12 protein-coding genes and 1 pseudogene are annotated in these 19,344 nt (G+C 72.1%); 5 read left to right on the top strand and 8 right to left on the bottom strand.

The features are described from left to right. The first annotated feature begins 12 nt into the window (after window positions 1–12). The 3 genes from cydB to NOD94_RS07360 all read left to right on the top strand — a co-directional run bounded on the left by cydB (window position 13) and on the right by NOD94_RS07360 (window position 6,507). Window positions 13–1,014 (top strand): cytochrome d ubiquinol oxidase subunit II, encoded by a 1,002-nt coding sequence (gene cydB, locus NOD94_RS07370; protein ID WP_281204923.1) that lies wholly within the window; start codon window positions 13–15, stop codon window positions 1,012–1,014. Window positions 1,015–1,074: 60 nt separating this feature from the next. Then, the gene (cydD, locus tag NOD94_RS07365) at window positions 1,075–4,644 is read left to right on the top strand and encodes a thiol reductant ABC exporter subunit CydD (RefSeq protein ID WP_281204922.1); all 3,570 of its coding nucleotides are present in this window, start codon (window positions 1,075–1,077) and stop codon (window positions 4,642–4,644) included. A gap of 126 nt (window positions 4,645–4,770) precedes the next feature. Continuing rightward, window positions 4,771–6,507 carry a GAF domain-containing protein gene (locus tag NOD94_RS07360; protein WP_281204921.1) on the top strand — a complete coding sequence of 579 codons (1,737 nt, stop codon included), beginning with the start codon at window positions 4,771–4,773 and terminating at the stop codon, window positions 6,505–6,507. A gap of 20 nt (window positions 6,508–6,527) precedes the next feature. Here the strand turns inward: NOD94_RS07360 and NOD94_RS07355 are convergent, their stop codons facing one another. After that, window positions 6,528–7,412 carry a Cof-type HAD-IIB family hydrolase gene (locus NOD94_RS07355; protein WP_281204920.1) on the bottom strand — a complete coding sequence of 295 codons (885 nt, stop codon included), beginning with the start codon at window positions 7,410–7,412 and terminating at the stop codon, window positions 6,528–6,530. Window positions 7,413–7,574: 162 nt separating this feature from the next. On the opposite strand from NOD94_RS07355, the gene NOD94_RS07350 reads away from it, so the two are divergent. Next, window positions 7,575–8,477 (top strand): LLM class flavin-dependent oxidoreductase, encoded by a 903-nt coding sequence (locus NOD94_RS07350; RefSeq protein ID WP_281204918.1) that lies wholly within the window; start codon window positions 7,575–7,577, stop codon window positions 8,475–8,477. Between the two features lie 189 nt (window positions 8,478–8,666). Here the strand turns inward: NOD94_RS07350 and NOD94_RS07345 are convergent, their stop codons facing one another. The 3 genes from NOD94_RS07345 to NOD94_RS07335 form a co-directional block, all read right to left on the bottom strand. Then, window positions 8,667–11,762, bottom strand: coding sequence for a tetratricopeptide repeat protein (locus NOD94_RS07345; RefSeq protein ID WP_281204917.1), 3,096 nt, complete (start codon window positions 11,760–11,762; stop codon window positions 8,667–8,669). Next, window positions 11,759–13,732, bottom strand: a complete 1,974-nt coding sequence (locus NOD94_RS07340; protein ID WP_281204916.1) for an HSP90 family protein — start codon at window positions 13,730–13,732, stop codon at window positions 11,759–11,761. Before NOD94_RS07340 ends, NOD94_RS07345 begins: the two co-directional genes overlap by 4 nt. Window positions 13,733–13,878: 146 nt before the next feature. Next, window positions 13,879–14,418, bottom strand: coding sequence for an RNA 2'-phosphotransferase (locus NOD94_RS07335; protein WP_281204915.1), 540 nt, complete (start codon window positions 14,416–14,418; stop codon window positions 13,879–13,881). Window positions 14,419–14,549: 131 nt separating this feature from the next. Here NOD94_RS07335 and NOD94_RS07330 point away from each other — a divergent pair, with 131 nt between their 5' ends. Beyond that, a complete protein-coding gene (locus NOD94_RS07330) occupies window positions 14,550–15,398 on the top strand; it encodes an aquaporin (protein ID WP_281204914.1) in 849 nt (282 codons plus the stop codon). Window positions 15,399–15,502: 104 nt separating this feature from the next. Here NOD94_RS07330 and NOD94_RS07325 read toward each other — a convergent pair whose 3' ends face one another. The 4 genes and pseudogenes from NOD94_RS07325 to NOD94_RS07310 form a co-directional block, all read right to left on the bottom strand. Next, on the bottom strand, window positions 15,503–16,417 hold the full coding sequence (locus NOD94_RS07325) for a MerR family transcriptional regulator (RefSeq protein WP_281204913.1): 915 nt from the start codon (window positions 16,415–16,417) through the stop codon (window positions 15,503–15,505). A 10-nt stretch (window positions 16,418–16,427) separates the two neighbouring features. Further along, a pseudogene (locus NOD94_RS07320) lies at window positions 16,428–16,550 on the bottom strand (metal-dependent hydrolase); the annotation flags it as partial. Between the two features lie 41 nt (window positions 16,551–16,591). Then, window positions 16,592–18,364 carry an SDR family oxidoreductase gene (locus NOD94_RS07315; RefSeq protein WP_281204974.1) on the bottom strand — a complete coding sequence of 591 codons (1,773 nt, stop codon included), beginning with the start codon at window positions 18,362–18,364 and terminating at the stop codon, window positions 16,592–16,594. A 5-nt stretch (window positions 18,365–18,369) separates the two neighbouring features. Continuing rightward, window positions 18,370–19,239: a M24 family metallopeptidase gene (locus NOD94_RS07310; protein ID WP_281204912.1), complete on the bottom strand. Its 870-nt coding sequence runs from the start codon at window positions 19,237–19,239 to the stop codon at window positions 18,370–18,372. Between the last annotated feature and the right edge of the window lie 105 nt (window positions 19,240–19,344).

The following is a 19,344-nucleotide window of genomic DNA, read 5'->3' as shown; positions in this document are numbered from 1 at the left end:
GGAGACCACCCCATGCAACTCCACGACGTCTGGTTCGTCCTCATCGCCGTCCTGTGGATCGGCTACTTCTTCCTGGAGGGCTTCGACTTCGGAGTCGGCGTACTCACCAAGCTGCTCGCCCGTGACCGCACCGAGAAGCGGGTCCTGATCAACACGATCGGGCCCGTCTGGGACGGCAACGAGGTGTGGCTGCTCACCGCCGGCGGCGCGACCTTCGCCGCATTCCCCGAGTGGTACGCCACGCTCTTCTCCGGCTTCTACCTGCCGTTGCTGATCATCCTGGTCTGCCTCATCATCCGGGGCGTCGCCTTCGAGTACCGGCACAAGCGGCCGGAGGACAAGTGGCAGACCAACTGGGAACACGCGATCTTCTGGACCTCGCTGATCCCCGCGTTCCTGTGGGGCGTGGCCTTCGCCAACATCGTGCGCGGAGTGAAGATCGACCAGGACATGGAGTACGTCGGCACCTTCCTCGACCTGCTCAACGTCTACTCGATCCTCGGCGGTCTGGTCACCCTCACCCTGTTCACCTTCCACGGCGCGGTGTTCACCTCGCTCAAGACGGTCGGTGACATCCGGGAGCGGTCGCGCACGCTGGCCACCCGGCTGGGCGTGGTCACCGCGGTGCTGGCCCTCGTCTTCCTGATCTGGACGCAGGTCTCGCGCGGTGACGGCTGGAGCCTGATCGCGATGGCCGTCGCGGTACTCGCGCTGGTCGGGGCCCTGGGCTTCAACCTGGCGGGTCGTGAGGGCTGGTCCTTCGCGCTCTCGGGGGTCACCATCGCGGCCGCCGTCGCGATGCTGTTCCTGACGCTCTTCCCGAACGTCATGCCGTCGTCGCTGAACGACGCCTGGAACCTCACGGTCACCAACGCCTCGTCCAGCCCGTACACCCTGAAGATCATGACCTGGTGCGCCGCGGTGGCCACCCCGCTCGTCCTGCTCTACCAGGGGTGGACCTACTGGGTGTTCCGCAAGCGGATCGGTACGCAGCACATCGTCGACGCGCACTGAGGCACCCGCTCCCTCCGATGCCCGACTCTCCTGCTCGACCCTGCCGAGGAGATGTTTCACGTGAAACCGATCGACCCGCGCCTGCTGCGGTACGCCCGATCCACCCGCCTCTTCCTGGGAGCGGTGGTGCTCCTCGGGCTCGCCGGAGCGGGGCTGGTCGTCGGTCAGGCGATGCTCATCGCCGAGATCGTGGTCGGCGCTTTCGAACAGGGGCTCGGCGCCGGTGAGCTGCGCATCCCGCTGCTCCTCCTCGCAGCGGTGGCCCTCGGACGCGGTCTGGTCGCCTGGCTCACGGAACTGGCCGCGCACCGTGCCGGGGCGGCGGTCAAGTCCGAGCTGCGGGTGCGGCTGCTGGACCGCGCAGCCGACCTGGGGCCCGGCGCCACCGACAGCCGGCGGACCGGGTCGCTGGTGGCCCTGGCCACCCGGGGAGTGGACGCCCTCGACGACTACTTCGCCCGCTACCTGCCCCAGCTCGGGCTCGCCGTCGTCGTACCGGTGGCGGTCCTCGCCCGGATCGTCACGGAGGACTGGGTATCGGCGGCCATCATCGTGGTCACCCTGCCGCTGATCCCCCTCTTCATGATCCTGATCGGCATGGCCACCCAGTCCCGGATGGACCGACAGTGGCGGCTGCTGTCGCGGCTGTCGGGACACTTCCTGGACGTGGTGGCCGGACTTCCGACGCTGAAGGTCTTCGGACGGGCCAAGGCCCAGGCCGAGTCGATCCGCAAGATCACCGATGACTACCGCCAAGCCACGATGCGCACGCTGCGCATCGCCTTCCTCTCCTCGTTCGCGCTGGAACTGCTCGCCACGCTGTCGGTCGCCCTCGTCGCGGTGACCATCGGCATGCGGCTCGTCCACGGCGAACTCGACCTCTACACCGGACTGGTCATCCTGATCCTGGCGCCGGAGGCCTACCTGCCCCTGCGGCAGGTGGGGGCTCAGTACCACGCGGCCGCCGAGGGCCTGGCCGCGGCGGAAGAGATCTTCGAGGTGCTGGAGACCGAGCCGCCCGCGACGGGCGGCGGCGTCCGGGTGCCGGACTCGGGGCTGCGGATCGAGTTCGACGGAGTCGAGGTGCGCTACGAGGGCCGGAGCGCGAGCTCGCCCGGTCCCGTGTCCCTGGTGGTGGAGCCCGGCGAGTGCGTCGCCCTCACCGGGCCCAGCGGCGCGGGCAAGTCCACGCTGCTGAACGTGCTGCTGGGCTTCGTCACGCCGACGGCCGGACGGGTGCGGATCGGCGCCGTCGACCAGGCGGAGCTGTCCCTGGAAGAGTGGCGGGAGAGGATCGCGTGGGTGCCGCAGCGGCCGCACCTCTTCGCGGGGAGCATCGCCGAGAACGTACGGCTGGCTCGGCCCGGGGCCTGCGACGAGGACGTGGAATCGGCGCTCCGGGACGCCGGGGCCTGGGAGTTCGTGGCCGCGCTGCCGGGCGGGATCCGTACGTCGCTGGGTGAGGGCGGCGTCGGCCTGTCGGCGGGACAGCGGCAGCGCCTCGCACTGGCACGGGCGTTCCTCGCCGACCGTCCGGTGCTGCTGCTGGACGAACCGACGGCGGCCCTCGACGGGGAGACGGAGGCGGCCGTCGTGGACGCCGTACGCCGCCTCGCGGTGGGCCGGACCGTGCTGCTGGTGGTGCACCGCCCGGCGCTGCTGGCCGTGGCCGACCGGGTGGTGGCGGTAGGTGAGGGCACTCCCGGGACTGCGGGGCCTGCTGGCCCTGCCGCCGGGTCCGTGGCCCCGGCCGCCGGGATCGCGGGGTCCGAGGCCGCGCCGCCGCGGGCCCAGGCACCGGTGGCGGACCCCGGGGAATGGATCCTCGGGCCCACCTCCGAACGGGTCGCAGCGGGGGGCCCTACCAGGACGGGTGGCGGCGATCCGCTGAGCCGGGTGCGGGCCGCGGCCGCCGCCTGGCAGGGACGGTTCCGGCTCGGGCTGCTGCTCGGGGCACTCGCCGTCGGGTGCGGCGTCGGGTTGTTGGCCGTGTCCGGGTGGCTCATCTCGCGTGCCTCCGAACAGCCGCCGGTGCTCTACCTGATGGTCGCCGTCACGGCGACGCGGGCCTTCGGTCTGGGCCGGGCCGTGTTCCGCTACGCCGAGCGGCTCGTCTCGCACGACGCCGTCCTGCGGATGCTGGCCGACCTGCGGGTCTCCGTGTACCGCCGGCTGGAGCTGATCGCCCCCGCCGGGCTGCGCGAGCAGCGGCGCGGGGACCTGCTGTCCCGGCTCGTGGCCGACGCCGACGCCCTTCAGGACTATTGGCTGCGTTGGCTGCTCCCGGTCGGCACCGCGGTGCTCGTCGGAACCGGCTCGGTGGCGTTCACCGCCTGGCTGCTGCCCGAGGCCGGCGCGGTCCTGGCGGTGGGCCTGCTCGCGGCCGGCGTCGTCGTGCCGCTGATCAGCGGTGCCTGCGCGCGGCGCGCGGAGCGGCGGCTGGCGCCGGCACGGGGCGAGCTCGCCACCCGGGCCGCCGATCTGCTCACGGGTACGGCCGAACTCACCGTCGCCGGGGCCCTGGCCGGGCGCAAGGGCCGGGTGCGGGAGAGCGACGGGGCACTGACCCGGATCGCCTCGCGCGGCGCCTTCGCCACCGGGCTCGGCGGCGGGCTGTCCGCGCTGGTCTGCGGGCTGACCGTGGTGTTCGCCGCGCTCGCCGGTGCCGCCGCCGTCGCCGGGGGACGGCTTTCCGGGGTGGCCATGGCGGTGGTCGTACTGACCCCCCTCGCCGCGTTCGAGGCGGTCAGCGGACTTCCGCTCGCGGTCCAGTACCGCCAGCGTGTCCGTCGGAGCGCAGAGCGGGTCTACGAGGTCCTCGACGCCCCGGTGCCCGTGATCGAACCGGCCGAACCCCTGGCGGCACCGGCCTCGCCCTTCCCCCTGCGACTGACCGGCCTCGCCGCACGCCACCCCGGGCAGGAACGGGACGCCCTGCACGGGATGGACCTGACGCTGGAAGCGGGCCGGCGCATCGCCGTGGTCGGGCCCTCCGGTTCGGGCAAGACCACGCTGGCGCAGGTGCTGCTGCGGTTCCTGGACCCGAGCGACGGTACGTACACCCTGGGCGGGATCGACGTACGGGCCCTCGACGGCGACGACGTCCGCCGCACGGTGGGACTGTGCGCCCAGGACGCCCACCTGTTCGACAGTTCCGTACGTGAGAACCTGCGGCTCGCCCGTACCGGGGCGAGCGAGGCCGAACTGCGCGAGGCATTGGCGGCGGCCCGGCTGCTGGAGTGGGTCGACGGGCTTCCGGACGGTCCGGACACCCTGGTCGGTGAACACGGGGAGCGGATCTCGGGCGGTCAGCGACAGCGGTTGGCCCTGGCCCGGGCGCTGCTCGCGGACTTCCCGGTGCTGGTCCTGGACGAGCCCGCCGAGCACCTGGACCTCGCGACCGCGGACGCCTTGACCGCGGACCTGCTGGCCGCGACCGAGGGCCGGACCACCGTACTGATCACGCACCGGCTCGCCGGACTGGAGGCCGTCGACGAGGTGCTGGTCCTGGACCGGGGGGCCGTCGTACAGCGCGGCGCGTACGCGGAGCTGGCCGGCGTCGAAGGACCGCTGCGCACGCTCCTGGACCGGGAGCGGGAAGCCGACGGATTGCGGGCCGGTCGCGGCTGAGGCGGTTCCGGCGGCTTCGCCGGCGCCGGTCCGGTGCCCGTCTGACGCCGGTCCGACGCTGACCGCTTGGCGCGTTCCGAACGCTGCGACTTTCCCCACCAAAGGGGACTAACTAGGCTCAAGGGCATGTCAGCCCAGGAGTCTCAGGAAACACCGGAACCGACCCGCGGAACACCGGACCCGCTGGAGGCCGCCACCCAGGCCACCCGGAGTCTGCAGGGGCTGTCCACCGAGCTGACCGCTCGGGTGCCGCAACTGCTGGAGGCCATGCGCTCGGTCGGTACCGGTCTCGAACTGCACTCCACGCTCGACCGGATCTGCGAGACGGCTGCCGAGCTCGCGGACGCCCGGTACGCCGCGATCGGGGTCGTCGACACGGAGGGACGCGGTCTCTCGGACTTCGTCACCTTCGGCATCAGCAAGGAAACGGCCCGGAGGATCGGACACCGCCCGGACGGCAAGCGGGGTCTGCTCGGCGCGCTCATCTCGCATCCCGACACGGTCCAGCTCGCCGACCTGACGAAGGACCCGCGGTCGGCGGGTTTCCCGGCGCACCATCCGCCCATGAAGACCTTCCTCGGCGTCCCGATCCGGGTGCAGGGGGAGATCTTCGGCAATCTGTACCTCGCCGAGAAGAACGGCGGCGTCGACTTCAACGACTACGACGTCCACATGGTCCGGGTACTGGCCACCGAGGCGGGCATCGCGATCGGCAACGCCCGCCTGTACGAGGCCGCCACCCAGCGCGAGCGGTGGATCGACGGTTCGGTGGCCGTCACCACTGCCCTCCTCTCCGGCGGGGACGCGGACGACGCCCTCTCGGTCGTGGCCGAACAGGCCCGCAGGCTGGCCGACTCCGCCGCCGGGATCGTGATGCTGCCGGCGGAGGAGGGCGGGATGGAGATCGTCGCCGTCTCGGCCGAGAACCCGGCCACCTCGCTGGGCGTGGTGATCCCCGCCGAAAGCCCGGTGGTGGGACGACTGCTGGAGGGCGAGCCGGTGTTCGTCGATGACGCGGCCGGTGACCCCCGCATGATCGGCAGGCTGACCAGCCAGTACGGCCCGTGCATGATGCTGCCGCTGCACAGCGGCGGGCGGGTGCTGGGCGCGCTGGTGACCCCGCGCGCCCGTGGCCAGAGGCCGTTCACCGAAGCGGAGCGGACCCTGGCCACGCAGTTCGCCTCGCAGGCTGCCCTGGCGCTGATGATGGCCGAGGCGCAGCGTGACCGGGAGCGTCTCGCGGTGTTCGAGGACCGCGACCGGATCGCCCGTGACCTGCACGACCTCGTGATCCAGCGGCTGTTCGCGACGGGGATGATGCTGGAAGGCGCGCAGCGCAGGTCGATCGTCCCGGAGGTCCGCGACGGAGTGGGCAAGGCCGTGGACGAGCTGGACGTGACGATCCAGGAGATCCGCACCGCGATCTTCGCGCTCCAGCAGGGACCGGCGGAGGCCCCGTCCGGCCTGCGCACCCGGGTGCTACGGGAGATCAACATGGCCGCCGTGCCGCTGGGCTTCAAGCCGGCCCACCGCTTCCTCGGCCCGATCGACGCGGTCGTCGGCGAACTCGTCGGCAAGAACCTGATCGCCGCCCTGCGCGAGGCCCTGTCCAACGCGTTCCGACACTCGGAGGCGTCCCGGATCGAGGTGGTCCTCGACTCGACCGTCACCCTGGCCGACGGGCGCCCCGCAGTACGGCTGGAGGTCGCCGACGACGGGGTGGGCATTCCGGAGGGTGGCCGCCGCAGCGGACTGCGGAACCTGCGTCGACGGGCCGAGTCGTTGGGCGGCGCGAGCTCGTACGGTCCGGGCATCGGGGAGGACGGGGGCGGGACCACCCTCGTGTGGGAGGCCCCGCTCTGACGCGACGGAGTTTCGAGGCGTTAGTTCCGGTGCGTCGCGCGTTCGGCGAGGATGCGCTCGATGACCACGGCGACCCCGTCCTCGTTGTTGGCGACCGTCCGGCCGGACGCGGCGGCGATCACATCCGGGTGGGCGTTGCCCATGGCGTACGAGGTACCCGCCCAGCGGAGCATCTCCACGTCGTTCGGCATGTCCCCGAAGGCGACGACCTCGGCGGGAGTGATGCCGCGCTCGGCACAGCACAGCGCCAAGGTGCTGGCCTTGGAGATGCCGAGCCCGCTGACCTCCAGCAGGGAGGTCGGGCTGGAGCGCGTGATCGACGCGTAGGCGCCGGCAGCCGAGCGCGCCAGGGCCAGGAACTCGTCCGGACCCAGTTCGGCATGGTGTGCGAGCACCTTCAGCACCGGCGCCGAGCTGCCGTCGAGTTCCTCGCGCAAGAGCTTCTCGGCGGTGGCCACGGCGGCGCCCGGGTCCTGGAAGAACGGGGGGTACGTCGGCTCGTAGTTGATGCCGGTGGTCAGCTCGACGGCGAAGGACGTACCGGGCGCGGCGGCGCGCAGGGTGTTCACCACTGTCAGAGCGGTGGCCCGGGGCAGTGCCCGGACCTGGATGAACTCTCCTCCGGCGCGAAGATCCACGACGGCGGCGCCGTTCGCGCAGATCGCCAGACCGTGGCCGTGCACGTGATCGCTGACCACGCCCATCCAGCGGGCCGGGCGGCCCGTGACGAAGAAGACCTCGATCCCGGCTTCCTCGGCGGCGGCGAGGGCGGCGATCGTGCGGGGCGACACGGATTTGTCGTCGCGCAGCAAGGTGCCGTCGAGATCGGTGGCGATGAGCCGGGTCGCTGGGGTTGGCCCGTCCGGGCGCTGGGGAGCCGAGGTCACGGACCCATCTTCGCCCATGTGCACCTACCGTCCGACCATGTTCGGCTGGAGATGTTTCACGTGAAACCGACGAACTTTCCGCCGGTGTTTCACGTGAAACGCGGACCCCGCCCGGGTTCGAGGTGGGGCGGGCGGTGCGTGATGTGCGGTTGGTGCACGCGTCGCCGTAGGCTCGAACGCATGAGTTTGCGTCTGAGCACTGTGATCCTCCCGGTCCGCGGCTGGCATGAAGGCGGCCGCGACCAGTGGCAGCGGGCCGAGCGGCTCGGGTTCCACACCGCCTACACCTACGACCACCTGAGCTGGCGGACCTTCCGCGACGGCCCGTGGTTCGGTGCGGTGCCCACCCTGACCGCGGCGGCCGCCGCCACCGAGTCGATCCGCCTGGGCACGCTGGTCACCTCGCCGAACTTCCGGCATCCGGTGACCCTCGCCAAGGACCTCATGACGCTGGATGACATCTCCGGTGGGCGCATCACCCTGGGTATCGGCGCCGGCGGCAACGGCTTCGACGCGGTCGCGCTGGGGCAGGAGCAGTGGTCTCCCCGGGAGCGGGCCGACCGCTTCGCGGAGTTCGTACCGCTGCTTGACCGGCTGCTGACCGAGGGCGCGGTCACTCACCACGGGACCTTCTACTCCGCCGAGGAGGCCCGCAACATTCCCGGGTGCGTCCAGCGCCCCCGGCTTCCCTTCGCCGTGGCCGCGACCGGCCCGCGCGGGGTGAAGCTCGCCGCGAGCCTGGGCCAGGCCTGGGTGACGGCCGGTGACCCGAAGGTGTTCGAGGGCACGCCAGAGCAGTCGCTGGAGGCGCTCCGCGGTCAGGTGGGCAAGCTGGAGAAGGCTCTGGCGGAGATCGGGCGGGAGTCCGAGAGCATCGAGAAGGTGCTGCTGACCGGCTTCACCCCGGAGCGCAGCACGATGCTGGAATCCGTGGACGCCTTCGTCGACTTCGCGGGCCGCCACCGTGAGCTGGGGTTCACCGAGCTCGTCATCCACGCACCGATCCCCGACTCGGACTTCGCCGCGGACGAGGCCGTCTTCGAGCAGATCGCCACCGAGGCGCTCGCGCAGCTGGACGCCTGACCGACGGCACACCGACACGCCCCCGCACCGGCCCGGCCCCGGTCCGGTACCGCGCGAAGCGGTCCGGACCGGGGCCGGTGCGGCGTCAGGCGTCTCGCGTCAGGACGTGAGGACGTGAGGACGTCTGGGCGGCCCGCACCGCGCGTCTGGGCATCCCGCACCTGACGTCCTGACGCCCCGCACCGGGCGTCAGGACGTCAGGTTCGCCACGGTCCGTTCCGCCTGCGGCAGCAGCCACTCCGGGACGACCTCCGCGGGCAGTGCCTTGATCTCCTCGACCAGCGCCGAGATCCGTGCGGCGCCGGCTTCCGGACGTCCCAGTTCCTGCTCGGTCCAGGCGGCGTTGTTCAGGCACTGGAAACGGCCCTGCAGGTAGTCGGTGCCCAGCTCGGCGTAGAGGGCGGCGGCCCGCTCCCACAGGGCGACCTCCTCCAGCCTCAGGGCCTCGATCCGGTCCGCACTCAACCGGCCGGGGCCCTCGGACGCCCCCTCCTGCGCGTCGCCCCGGTCCTCCGCGCCGTCCTCGGCCGCGCCCTCTTCGTCCTGTTCCTGCGCGCTGACCTGCCGGTCCAGGACCTGCGCGATCTGGTGCCAGGTCTGCGCCAGCTCGGAGCGCAGCTCGGGGGCCTGCGGATCGGCGACCAGAGCCTCCTCCAGGATTCCGGCCGCCTCGTCCATCCGGACCCGGGCTGCCGCCACCGAGGTCTCGTCGACCCGCTCGCGAAGGCCCAGCCAGGCCAGCGAACGCAGGATCCGGACTTCGGCGATCACGGCCCCGCCGGCCTGCCGGTGCAGTTCCAGCGACCGGCGGTAAGCGGCGACGGCCTCTTCCACCAGCCCGGCGTCGGAGAGGCAGTCGGCGGCGGACTGGGCGAAGCCCGCCTGCGGCCGCGGATCCTCCCATTCCTTGACCAGCTCGGCCGCCAACAGGTACTGCTCCGCCGCGGGCCGGGACTCGCGCAGTTCCCGCAGCAGGTCGCCCAGGAACTCCCGGGCCGCCACGGCCTGACCCTCGCCGTGCTCCAGCAGATCGGGCAGCGTCGACTGGAGCACCTCCGCCGCGTCGGCGTTGCGGCCGTCCTGCGCGTAGGCGCGGGCCAGCAGCAGCCGGGCCTGCGCCCCGCCGTCGGCGGTCAGGCCGGCCTGGTCGAACCAGTGCGCCGCTGTCAGGGAGTGCTCGGCGGCCTCCGCCGCCCCACCCGGCCGGCGCAGCAGGACGTCGGCCAGCGTCAGCCGTACGATGCCCTGTTGCTCGGGGTCCGTCACCTCGGCGGCATGCTCCAGCGCCTCCCGCGCCGCTTCCTCCGCCTCCTCGACCCGGTCCAGTGACCTCAGTACCCCGGCCCGCAGGACCAGGGGATCCAGTGCCAGCCAAGGCCGGGCCGCCTGGACGGACCGGGCGGCGGAGGCATTCAGCAGGGCCAGCGCGTGGTCGGTGTCGCCCTGGGAGAGCGCCACCCGGCCCAGCAGTTCCTCGGCTTCCGAGATCACGTCCGACAGCTCCTTCCCGGAGGCGTCGGTCTCCTCGTGCACGGTGACGAAGTCTGCCAGCGCGGACGCGAGCAGCGCGGTACCGGCGTCGTGATCGTGATCGTGGCCGTGGCCGTGGTCGGCCGTGTCGTCCGCGTGTTCCCGCGCAGCCTCGACGGACCGCAGGTACGGCTCCAGGCGGATCGCGGCGAGTTCCGCGAGGGCGATCCGGCGGGTCCGCCGCGGGTCGGCCGGATCCAGGGCTCCGGCGGACCGGGCGGCCGTCGTCAGCAGGGACCGTACCTCCGCCGGTTCCGCTCCGGCCTGTGCGGCGACGCTCGCCAGCCGGAGCTCCGCGAGGGCCGCGCGGGAGGCGTGCCCCAACGCCCGGTACGCGTCCCGGGCCGCGGTCAGGAGCGGGCCCGCGTCCGCGGTGCCCGCCCGCGCCGCGATCAGGGCGTGGTGGTCGGCCACGTCCGCGGCGACCAGGGGTTCCACCTCCGACGCGGGGAGCGCGTCCGCCCGTACGGCCACCGCGTCCCACAGCGCGTCCGAGCCCGGGTGCCCCAGTTCCCGCGCGTCCCGGGCCCGCTCCACCAGCTCGGCGAACGCCTCCGCGGCGGGAGCGCCGGTCGAGCGGGCAGCCGCGGGGGCGGACGGGTGCGTCGACCGGGAGGTCGAGGCAGGGGTCGGCTGCGGCAGCGCGGCACTGCGCACGCCGAGCGGCAGGACGTCGACCAGCGGCGTCTGTGCGATCCGGGTGAGGAACCGCTCCGAGACGCGGGTGGTGCCGTTGCGGACGTCGAAGCGTTCCGCGATGTGCAGGGCCTCGGCGTGCAGGATCCCGTGCAGCTCGTCGACGGTGCGGGCGGCGCCCGCGAAGGGCACCGTCGGGTCGGCGCCGTGCCCGAGTTCGGACAGCCGCCGCAGCAGGACGAGGACCCCGCCGTAGAAGTCCATCTGCGTCTCGACGTCCGCGAGGGGGCGCAGGTGGGTGCCGTGTTCGGCGAGGATTTCCACGCCGCGCGCCTCGTTGCCGGTGAGGGCGCAGAACTCGATGTGCTGACCGATCGCCCGCAGCAGCCCCTCCTTGCCGCGTGCCATGCGGTACCCGCGCAGGTGGTGGGCGCGGGCGTCGTCGTTGCGGCCGAGGCGCAGCAACGGGCGCAGCGACCGGGCGAGGACCCGGTGCGGCTCCTCCATGCAGGTCTGGCCGCCGTTCAGGACGGGTTCCCAGACCTCGATCGCCTTGGCGTCCTCGCCCTTGCCCGCCCAGTAGGAGCCCTGGGAGTTCGTCTCGCAGGCGTGGCAGTCGCTCATCGCGTCGCGGTCGGCCGCCCGCCACCGGGCCATGGCCCGTTCGGCACGCTCGTCGTCCCCGATGGCGTCCGCGAGGAAGTACTCGGACTGCCGTACGGCGCGCTCGCCGTACCCGGCGATCCGGTAGCGCTTCTCCATGTCGTCGAGGTAGCCGGTGACGGCCGCGATGGGGACGTCGGGCGTGCTGATGATCTGCCCCGACACCCACTTGAACCGCCAGAAGAGGGAGTGGGCGTCGCTCGCGTCGAAGGCCCCGGGGTCGCGGTCGTACTCCTGGAGGAGGCGGGCGAAGGGGACCACCATGCGGCTGCGCTCGGAGCTGTACTCGTAGGCGTCGATCTGGGTGATCAGGGCCTGGCGGAACACGTCGGGGTCGCCGCAGGCCTCGGCGGCGGCGGTCAACGCCTCGGCCTGCGCGTTGCGCGCGGCGCCCTGCGGCACGCCGTGGTTCTCGTACAGCGCCTGCCGGATCTCTTCGGCCGTCATGCCGTTCACTGGGCGTCCTTCGGGTTCTCGACGGAGTGGGTCGCCCATTCCAGGAGCCCGAGGAAGGCCCGGTTGAGCAGGGTGGAGTCGGCGGGCCGCAGCGGTCGCTGGGACATCAGCAGCGCCTGCCCGTAGAGGGATTCGACGGCGGTGCCGGTCAGGGTCGCGTCGGGCAGTCCCGCGATCCTTCGGATCAGCGGGTTGTTGTGGTTGAGGACCAGGCGGGCGCGCGGTCCCGAACCGCGCAGCGAGCCGAGGATGCCGCTCCACAGGCTGTCGGCGTTGTCGAGCGCGGCCGTGCGGTCGCGCTCCTGACGGGCCTGCCGGTCGTCGAGGTAGAGGGCGGGGACGGAGACGGGCTGGAAGGCGCGCAGCACCACGTCGCAGGCCTGGGGCTCCAGGCGGGTGCGGGCGGTGGACAGGAAGGCGGCGAGGGACAGCTCGACGTCGGTGGGGACGGGGTCGAGGCGCTCGGTGACGGCGCCGGCGTCGAGCTCGGTGACCTTGAGGTCGGGTCGTACGGAGGGGAGCAGGGCGAGCAGGTCCGCGTCGTAGGTGTAGCCGGCGTTGATGACGCCCAGGCCGTGGGCCGCGGCGATCGGGGCGATCTGGCGGAACTCCTCCACGGTGGGCGTGAAGTGGATGTCGCTGTGGGCCGCCGCGAACTCCTCCAGGCTCATCGAGCCGTCGCTGGTCTCGAACGGCAGCCACGGCAGCATCAGCCCGAGCAGCTCGGCGTCGTGCCGGGCGAGGGACTTCACCCCGAGGTGGTGGACGCGCAGGAAGGCGGCCAGACGCTCCGGTTCGCTCGCGGCGAGCTCGGTCAGCCAGGCCCGGATGCGGCCGCCGAGTGCTTCGCGTACGGCGGCCAGCGTCTCGTCGTCGTACAGGTTCTCGCGGGAGGCCGTGGGCCGCAGCGTGTCCGTGTCCAGGACGACGCGGACGAAGAACGCCCAGTCGGGCAGCAGGTTGGAGGCCTGGTCGGTGAGCAACATGCCCTTGAGGTGGACGCGGTGTCCGGCCCGGTGGGCGGGGCTGGTCGCTTCGGGCAGGACGTACGCGACTCCGCGCACTCCGGCCACCGGCAGGTCGAGGTCGATGGTGTCGAGCGGGGTGAAGCCGAAGAGCCGCGCGCACTGGCCGGCGAGTGCGACGCGGCGGGCGGCGGGGGTGGGGAAGGGGCGGTCCCACACGGCGGGCCGGTCGGTGACCGGGCGGGGCGCACCGCCCTCGCCGTCGTCGAAGGTGATGTCGTAGGGGAGCAGGGAGCCGTAGTCACGGGCGAGTCGTTCGACCTTGGCGGGCTCGGTCCATTCCTCGGAGCCGGGACGACCCTCCAGGTGGACGGTGGTTCCGGGCTCCGGGCGGGCGTCGTGGGCGAGTTCGCGGACGGTGTAGGAACCGTCGTCGGTGGCCAACCATTCGACGGGCGCCGCCTCGGGGTCGCGCGCGGAGCGGGTGACGACGCGGATCTGCCGGGCGACGACGAAGCAGGCGAGCAGCCCGATGCCGAACTGGCCGAGGAATTCCTGGCGGGTGGTTTCCAGGCCGTGCTCGCCGCCGCGCTTGGAGCTGCGGCCGATGGTGGCGAGGAGGGAGTGGGCCTCCGCGGCGGTCAGGCCGATGCCGGAGTCCTCGATGGTGACCCGTCCGGCGGTGGCCGACAGCCGGATGTGGACCCGCGCGCCGGGCTCGTGGGCCTGGCGGGCGGTGACGGCGTCGACGGCGTTCTGCAGGAGTTCGCGGACGTAGACGCGCGGGCTGGAGTAGAGGTGGTGCGACAGCAGGTCGACCAGGCCGCGCAGGTCGACCTGGAAGCTGTTGACGGCGGCCTCTTCATCGGAGGACGAGGACGAGGACGAGAGCGACGACTGGGACGGCGAAGGAGACGGGGACTGGGAAGGAGACGGGGACTGGGAAGGAGACGGGGACTGGGAAGGAGACGGGGAGGGGGACGGGGGCCGGGGTGTGGACGTCATGAGGCGTCACCTCGCTTGCTCGCATGGGATGGTCGGCGATCGCGAGGTACCCCCCCTCACGGATCCCGGAGTGAGGAACAGAGTAGGGGGATGATCCGACAATTCCTCTGTGAATTGTCCGCCCTGTGAGTCGTCCGCCGTGGTTCCTACGAGAACCGCAGGAACCGCGGGGGTACCGCGTCCGCCAGCCACACCCCGTTGGCACTGATCCGGAACACGTGGCCGGCGGCGCGCATGGCCCCGGCGTCGACGGCGAGGACCACCGGCCGCCCCCTGCGCGCGCCCACCCGGGTCGCGGTCTCCCGGTCGGGCGACAGGTGCACGTGGTGGCGGGCCATCGGGCGCAGGCCCTCGGAGCGGATCGAGTCCAGGGCCGAGGCCACGGTGCCGTGGTAGAGGTACGCCGGGGGTTCGGCCTCGGGCAGGTCCAGGTCGATGGCGACGGTGTGGCCCTGGCTGGCCCGGATGCGGGTGCCGACGACGGCGAAGCGCTGCTTGTCGTTGGAGGCGACCACGTGGTCGAGCTCGGCCCGGCTGACGTGGAATCCGTGGGCCGCGGCCGCGTCGAGCAGGTCGTCGATCTCGACCCAGCCCTGGGGATCGAGCGTCAGTCCGATCCGTTCCGGCTGGTGCCGCAGGTGTTTCGAGACGTATTTGGACACCTTCACGGTGCGTCTTTCATCCATGTCCCCAGCGTGCCGGGTCGGGCGGGTCTCCGGCAGGGATTTTCGCCGGTGCCGACGGGTGGACCACCTCTATCGCTCTTCCAAGATACGGAATACATTTTCCGCTGGACGGTGACCCGGAGGGAGAAAACATGACGTACGAGGCTTCGCTGCTGCGGCGCGCGGCAGCCGAACTCATCGGTACCGCGGCACTGCTCATGGTGGTGATCGGCTCGGGGATCCAGGCGGAAGCCCTCAGTCGCGACACCGGTGTCGCCCTTGTGGCCAACTCGATCGTCTCGGCCATCGGCCTCGGGCTGATCATCACGCTCTTCGGGCCGCTGTCCGGCGCCCACCTCAACCCGGTCGTCACCCTCACCGCCTGGTGGGCGCGCCGTTCCGGTCGCGACGGTCTCGACGGCAAGGAAGCCCTGTCCTACGCGGGGGCCCAGATCGCGGGGGCGATCGGTGGCGCCGTCATCGCCGAGGCGATGTTCGGGAGGACCCCGGGAACCCTCGCCACACAGGTGCGCGACGGCGGCCACCTCCTGGTCGGCGAGGTCGTCGCCACCGCCGGGCTGGTGCTGGTCATCCAGGGGCTCGGCCGCATCGGCCGCGCGAAACTGATCCCGGCCGCGGTGGCCGCGTACATCGGGGCCGCGATCTGGTTCACCTCCTCGGGCTCCTTCGCCAACCCGGCGGGCACCGTCGGGCGGGCCTTCAGTGACTCCTTCACCGGCATCGCCCCGCAGTCGCTGCCCGGCTTCGTCGCGGCCCAACTGCTCGGCGGCGCCCTCGGACTGGGCCTCGCGAGCTTGCTCTACGGACGGGAGGGCCGCACGGGCGCGCAGGAGATCGCGCCGGTGAACGTGCAGGGAAGGCCGCAGGAAGGGGCGCGGGACAACGCGCGGGAGAGCGCTCAGGACGGGCCGGCCTCCGACGCGGAGGAGCTGGTGGCCGATATACCCCGCACCGGGCCGGCCTACGAGGCCGTCGTCTGAGGTTCCTTCCACATTGCCCACAGGAAAAGCAGACTTGTCCACAGGCCTTTGGGTGATTTTGGGAGACGGTTGAGCCATTTGCCCTGTGGACTACTGATCGAGCATTACCGGCCGCCCCGGCGGGCCAGATCGTTCATCGTCCGGGCTTGGAGCTCCCGCTCCGTCGCCGCCCGGACGAACTCCGCCACGTGATCGGTACCCACCAGGTCCTGCACCGCCCGTACGGTGTCCGCCGGTAGGGCGACCGGCGTCGGTCCCGACGGCTGGGCGGTACCGGTGGCGCCCAGGTGCCGTTGGAGGTGCCGGGTGGCGAACAGCCTCATCGCCCGCGCGAGTTCGGCGTCCACCGTCTGTTGGGCCAGCGGCCGCAGTCTCCGCACCATCGTCGCCGCCTCGGCCGCGTCGGCGTCCGTGGGCGGCACCTCCCCGAGGTAGCGGGCGAAGACGTGCTCCGTGGTGAACTCCAGGAAGCGCGAGGCGATGTGCTCGACCTGCCCGCGCAGCTCGCGCAGGTGCCCGGTGATCGCCACCAGCGGCACACCGGCCGCGTACAACTCGGCCGCCACCGCGAGTTCCTGCGGCGATGGCACCAGGAACTCGTCCGGGCGGCCCGGCATCCGCTCCAGCACGCCCAGCTCGCAGGCCTCGTCCACGGCCTCTTCGTCGGGCCTGCCGCCGAACCGTTCGTCCAGGTCGGCCCGGCTGATCCGGGCCGCCTCCTCATCGGTCCACGGCCCGTGCACCTCGGCGACCAGGCCCAGTACGCCGCCCAGTCCGCGCCCCGCGTCCCAGGCCTCCAGCAGCTCCTTGATGGAGGCCAGGGTGTAGCCGCGGTCCAGCAGGTCCGCGATCTGGCGCAGCCGTGCCAGGTGCGTGTCCCGGTACACGTTGGACCGGCCGCGGCGCTCCGGTTTCGGGAGCAGACCGCGGTCCTGGTACGCCCGGATGGTGCGTACCGTCGCACCGCTGTGGTGGGCCAGATCCTCGATCCGGTACTCGGCCACCGCCTGATCGGACAATCCCGGCTCCCTACGACATGACGGCTCGGCCGACCGCGCCCGCCGCGGTCCGGGCGGCAGGAGACGCCGCCAGGTACTCGACCGCCGTGCGCAGCGAGCCCTCCTGCGAGGGATGGTACGACCGTCGGAAGTAGGGGGACATGGCCGTGCCGGGGTCGGCTCCGCCCGCCTGGTTCACAGCCGGGGTTCCAGCCTCGCGATCCGCCGCAGCGTGCGCGGTGCGAAGCGGGACATCCACAGGGCGCCCTTGGACTCCGGCGTGACGGGCACGACCGCCTGGTTCTTCACCACGGCCAGCACGATCGCGTCGGCGACCTTCTCCGGCGGGAAGTTGCGCAGCCCGTACATCCGCGAGGAGCGTTCCTGGCGGCGCTTCTCCTCGGCCGTGTCCACCCCGGCGAACCGCGAGGTGGCGGCGATGTTGGTGTTGACGATGCCCGGGCAGATCGCGGAGACCCCGATCGACTGCGAGGCCAGCTCGGCGCGCAGGCACTCGCTGAGCATCAGGACCGCCGCCTTGGAGGTGCTGTACGCGGGCAGGGTGCGGGAGGGCAGGTAGGCCGCCGCGGACGCGGTGTTGACGATGTGCCCGCCCTGGCCGCGCTCGGCCATCTGCTTACCGAAGATCCGGCAGCCGTGGATGACACCCCACAGGTTGACGTCGAGGACCTTCTTCCAGTCCTCGGCCGTGGTCTCCAGGAAGGGCCCCGACAGCCCGATCCCCGCGTTGTTGACCAGCACGTCCACGATTCCGTACTCGGCGGCGACCTTCGCGGCGAGCTTCTCCATCGCCTGCTCGTCGCTCACGTCGACGCATTCGCCCCAGGCCTCGGGGGCGCCGACGAGGCGGGCCATCTCGGCGGTGCGCGCCGCGCCCTCGCCGTCCCGGTCCACGGCCACCACCCGGGCCCCGGCCTCGGCGAATGCGAAGGCCGTGGCCCGTCCGATGCCGCTGGCCGCGCCGGTGACGAGCACCAGCTGTCCGCCGAACCGGTCCGCGTACCTACCCGGAGCCTTCTGCTCCGGAGCGCGCGTTGCCGGCTCCTCCCGGGCGGTCACGAACTCCGAGATCCACGCCGAGACCTGGTCTGGCCGGGTGCGCGGTATCCAGTGCTTCGCCGGCAGGGTGCGTCGCAAGAGGTCCGGAGCCCACAGCTCCAGGTCGTCGTAGAGCCGCTCGGAGAGGAAGTCGTCCCGGGTCGGCGTGATCAGCTGCACCGGAACGTGCGCGTAGGCGTCGTTCCGGGGCACGCGCACGCGTCCACGGACGTTGTCGCGGTACAGCCAGGCACCGTGCGCGGCGTCGGAGGGCAGGGAGTCCGTCGGGTAGGAACCGATGGGGAGGTTCTCCGCGCGCCGGAGGAGCTTCGGCCATTGCTTGCCGAGCGGCCCGCGCCAGAGGAGTTCCGGCAGGACCGGCGTGTGCAGCAAGTAGATGTACCAGGACTTCGAACCCTGGTGCAGCAGCTGGGCGGCCCGGCGCGGGGTGGGACGCGCGACCCGCTTCTTGATCCAGTGTCCGAGGTGGTCGAGCGAGGGCCCGGACATGGAGGTGAAGGAGGCGATCCGCCCCTCGGTGCGGGCGACCGTGGCGAACTCCCAGCCCTGTACGGAGCCCCAGTCGTGGCCGACCAGGTGCACCGGCCGGTCGGGGCTGACCGCGTCCGCCACGGCCAGGAAGTCGTCGGTCAGCTTCTCCAGGGTGAAGCCGCCGCGCAGCGGGACCGGCGCCGTGGACCGCCCGTGGCCCCGTACGTCGTACAGCACCACGTGGAAGCGGGTCGCGAGGCGTTCGGCGACCTCCGACCAGACCTCCTTGCTGTCCGGGTAGCCGTGCACGAGGACCACCGTCGGTCGGTCCGTGTCACCGAGTTCGACGACGCACAGCTCGATGCCGCCCGTGCTGACCCGGCGTTCCCGCGCGCCCGCCAGTGCCGTACCGCTCATCCCGCTCATCCCGCCTTCTCCTCAGCCCAGCGCCGCACGTGCGGCAGGTCGTCGTCGAGCCAGTACGCGCTCTCCTCGGGGTCCCGGGAATCGGTGACCACCAGGATCTCCTCGAACTTCGCGCCGGTGCCCCGGAAGCCCAGGTGCGGCTCCACCGCCCACAGGCCGGGCTGCGGCACGTGGTCGGAGAACCGGTAGGGGCTCCACAGCGGGGACCAGCCGTCCCGGTGCCCGCGCAGGACGTCGGAGGCGAGCCCCTTGAGGGACTGGGTGCCGAATCCGAACGCGGTCGGCGACCAGCGCCGCTGCTCGACCCGGTCTATTTTGTGCGCGATCACCCCGAAGGGGTAGGCCCGGTGCCGGTTGGCGTACCCCTGGCGCGTCATCAGCCGTTCGACGTTCTCGTAGATCTCGCGCAGGGAGCGGCGCTCGCGCACCTGCTCCAGGATCAGGTCGCGGTGCGGGCGCAGGTCGGCCATCAGCCGGTCCTGCACCGGATTGAGGCCGAGGCTCCCGGAGTAGCCGACATCGGCCGCGTAGCCCCGGTGGACCGGCGCCATGTCGAGGATGAACGGCATGCCCGGCTCCAGCCGCCGGTTCGTCGGGAAGAACTGGAGGGGAACCCTGAAGCCCGTGAAGGCGGTGCGGTCCCCGAACCAGGCGAACGGCAGGTGGAACCAATCCCGTACGCCGCGTTCGCGCAGCCAGTCGCGCTGCATCCGCGCCGCCTCGCGCTCGGTCACGCCCGGCCGCAACTGGGCCGCGACGGTCTCGGCGCACTCGTAGGCGAGGCGCTGCACCTCCTGGAAGCCGCGCAGCTCGGCGGAGAGCCGCCCGGCGGGCCGCGCGGTGCGTTGCTTCGTGTCCCCAGCCATACCAGCCGTCCGTCCTCATAGCCGTACGCGCCCGTAACTTGACACTGATGAATGTGACAATGACCGGAGGTCACGTCAAGGGTCGTGCACGGACCTGTGGACAAA

Source organism: Streptomyces sp. Isolate_45, from assembly GCF_024721315.2.
GTDB lineage: Bacteria > Actinomycetota > Actinomycetes > Streptomycetales > Streptomycetaceae > Streptomyces.
This window is presented reverse-complemented; position numbering and strand designations above follow the sequence as displayed.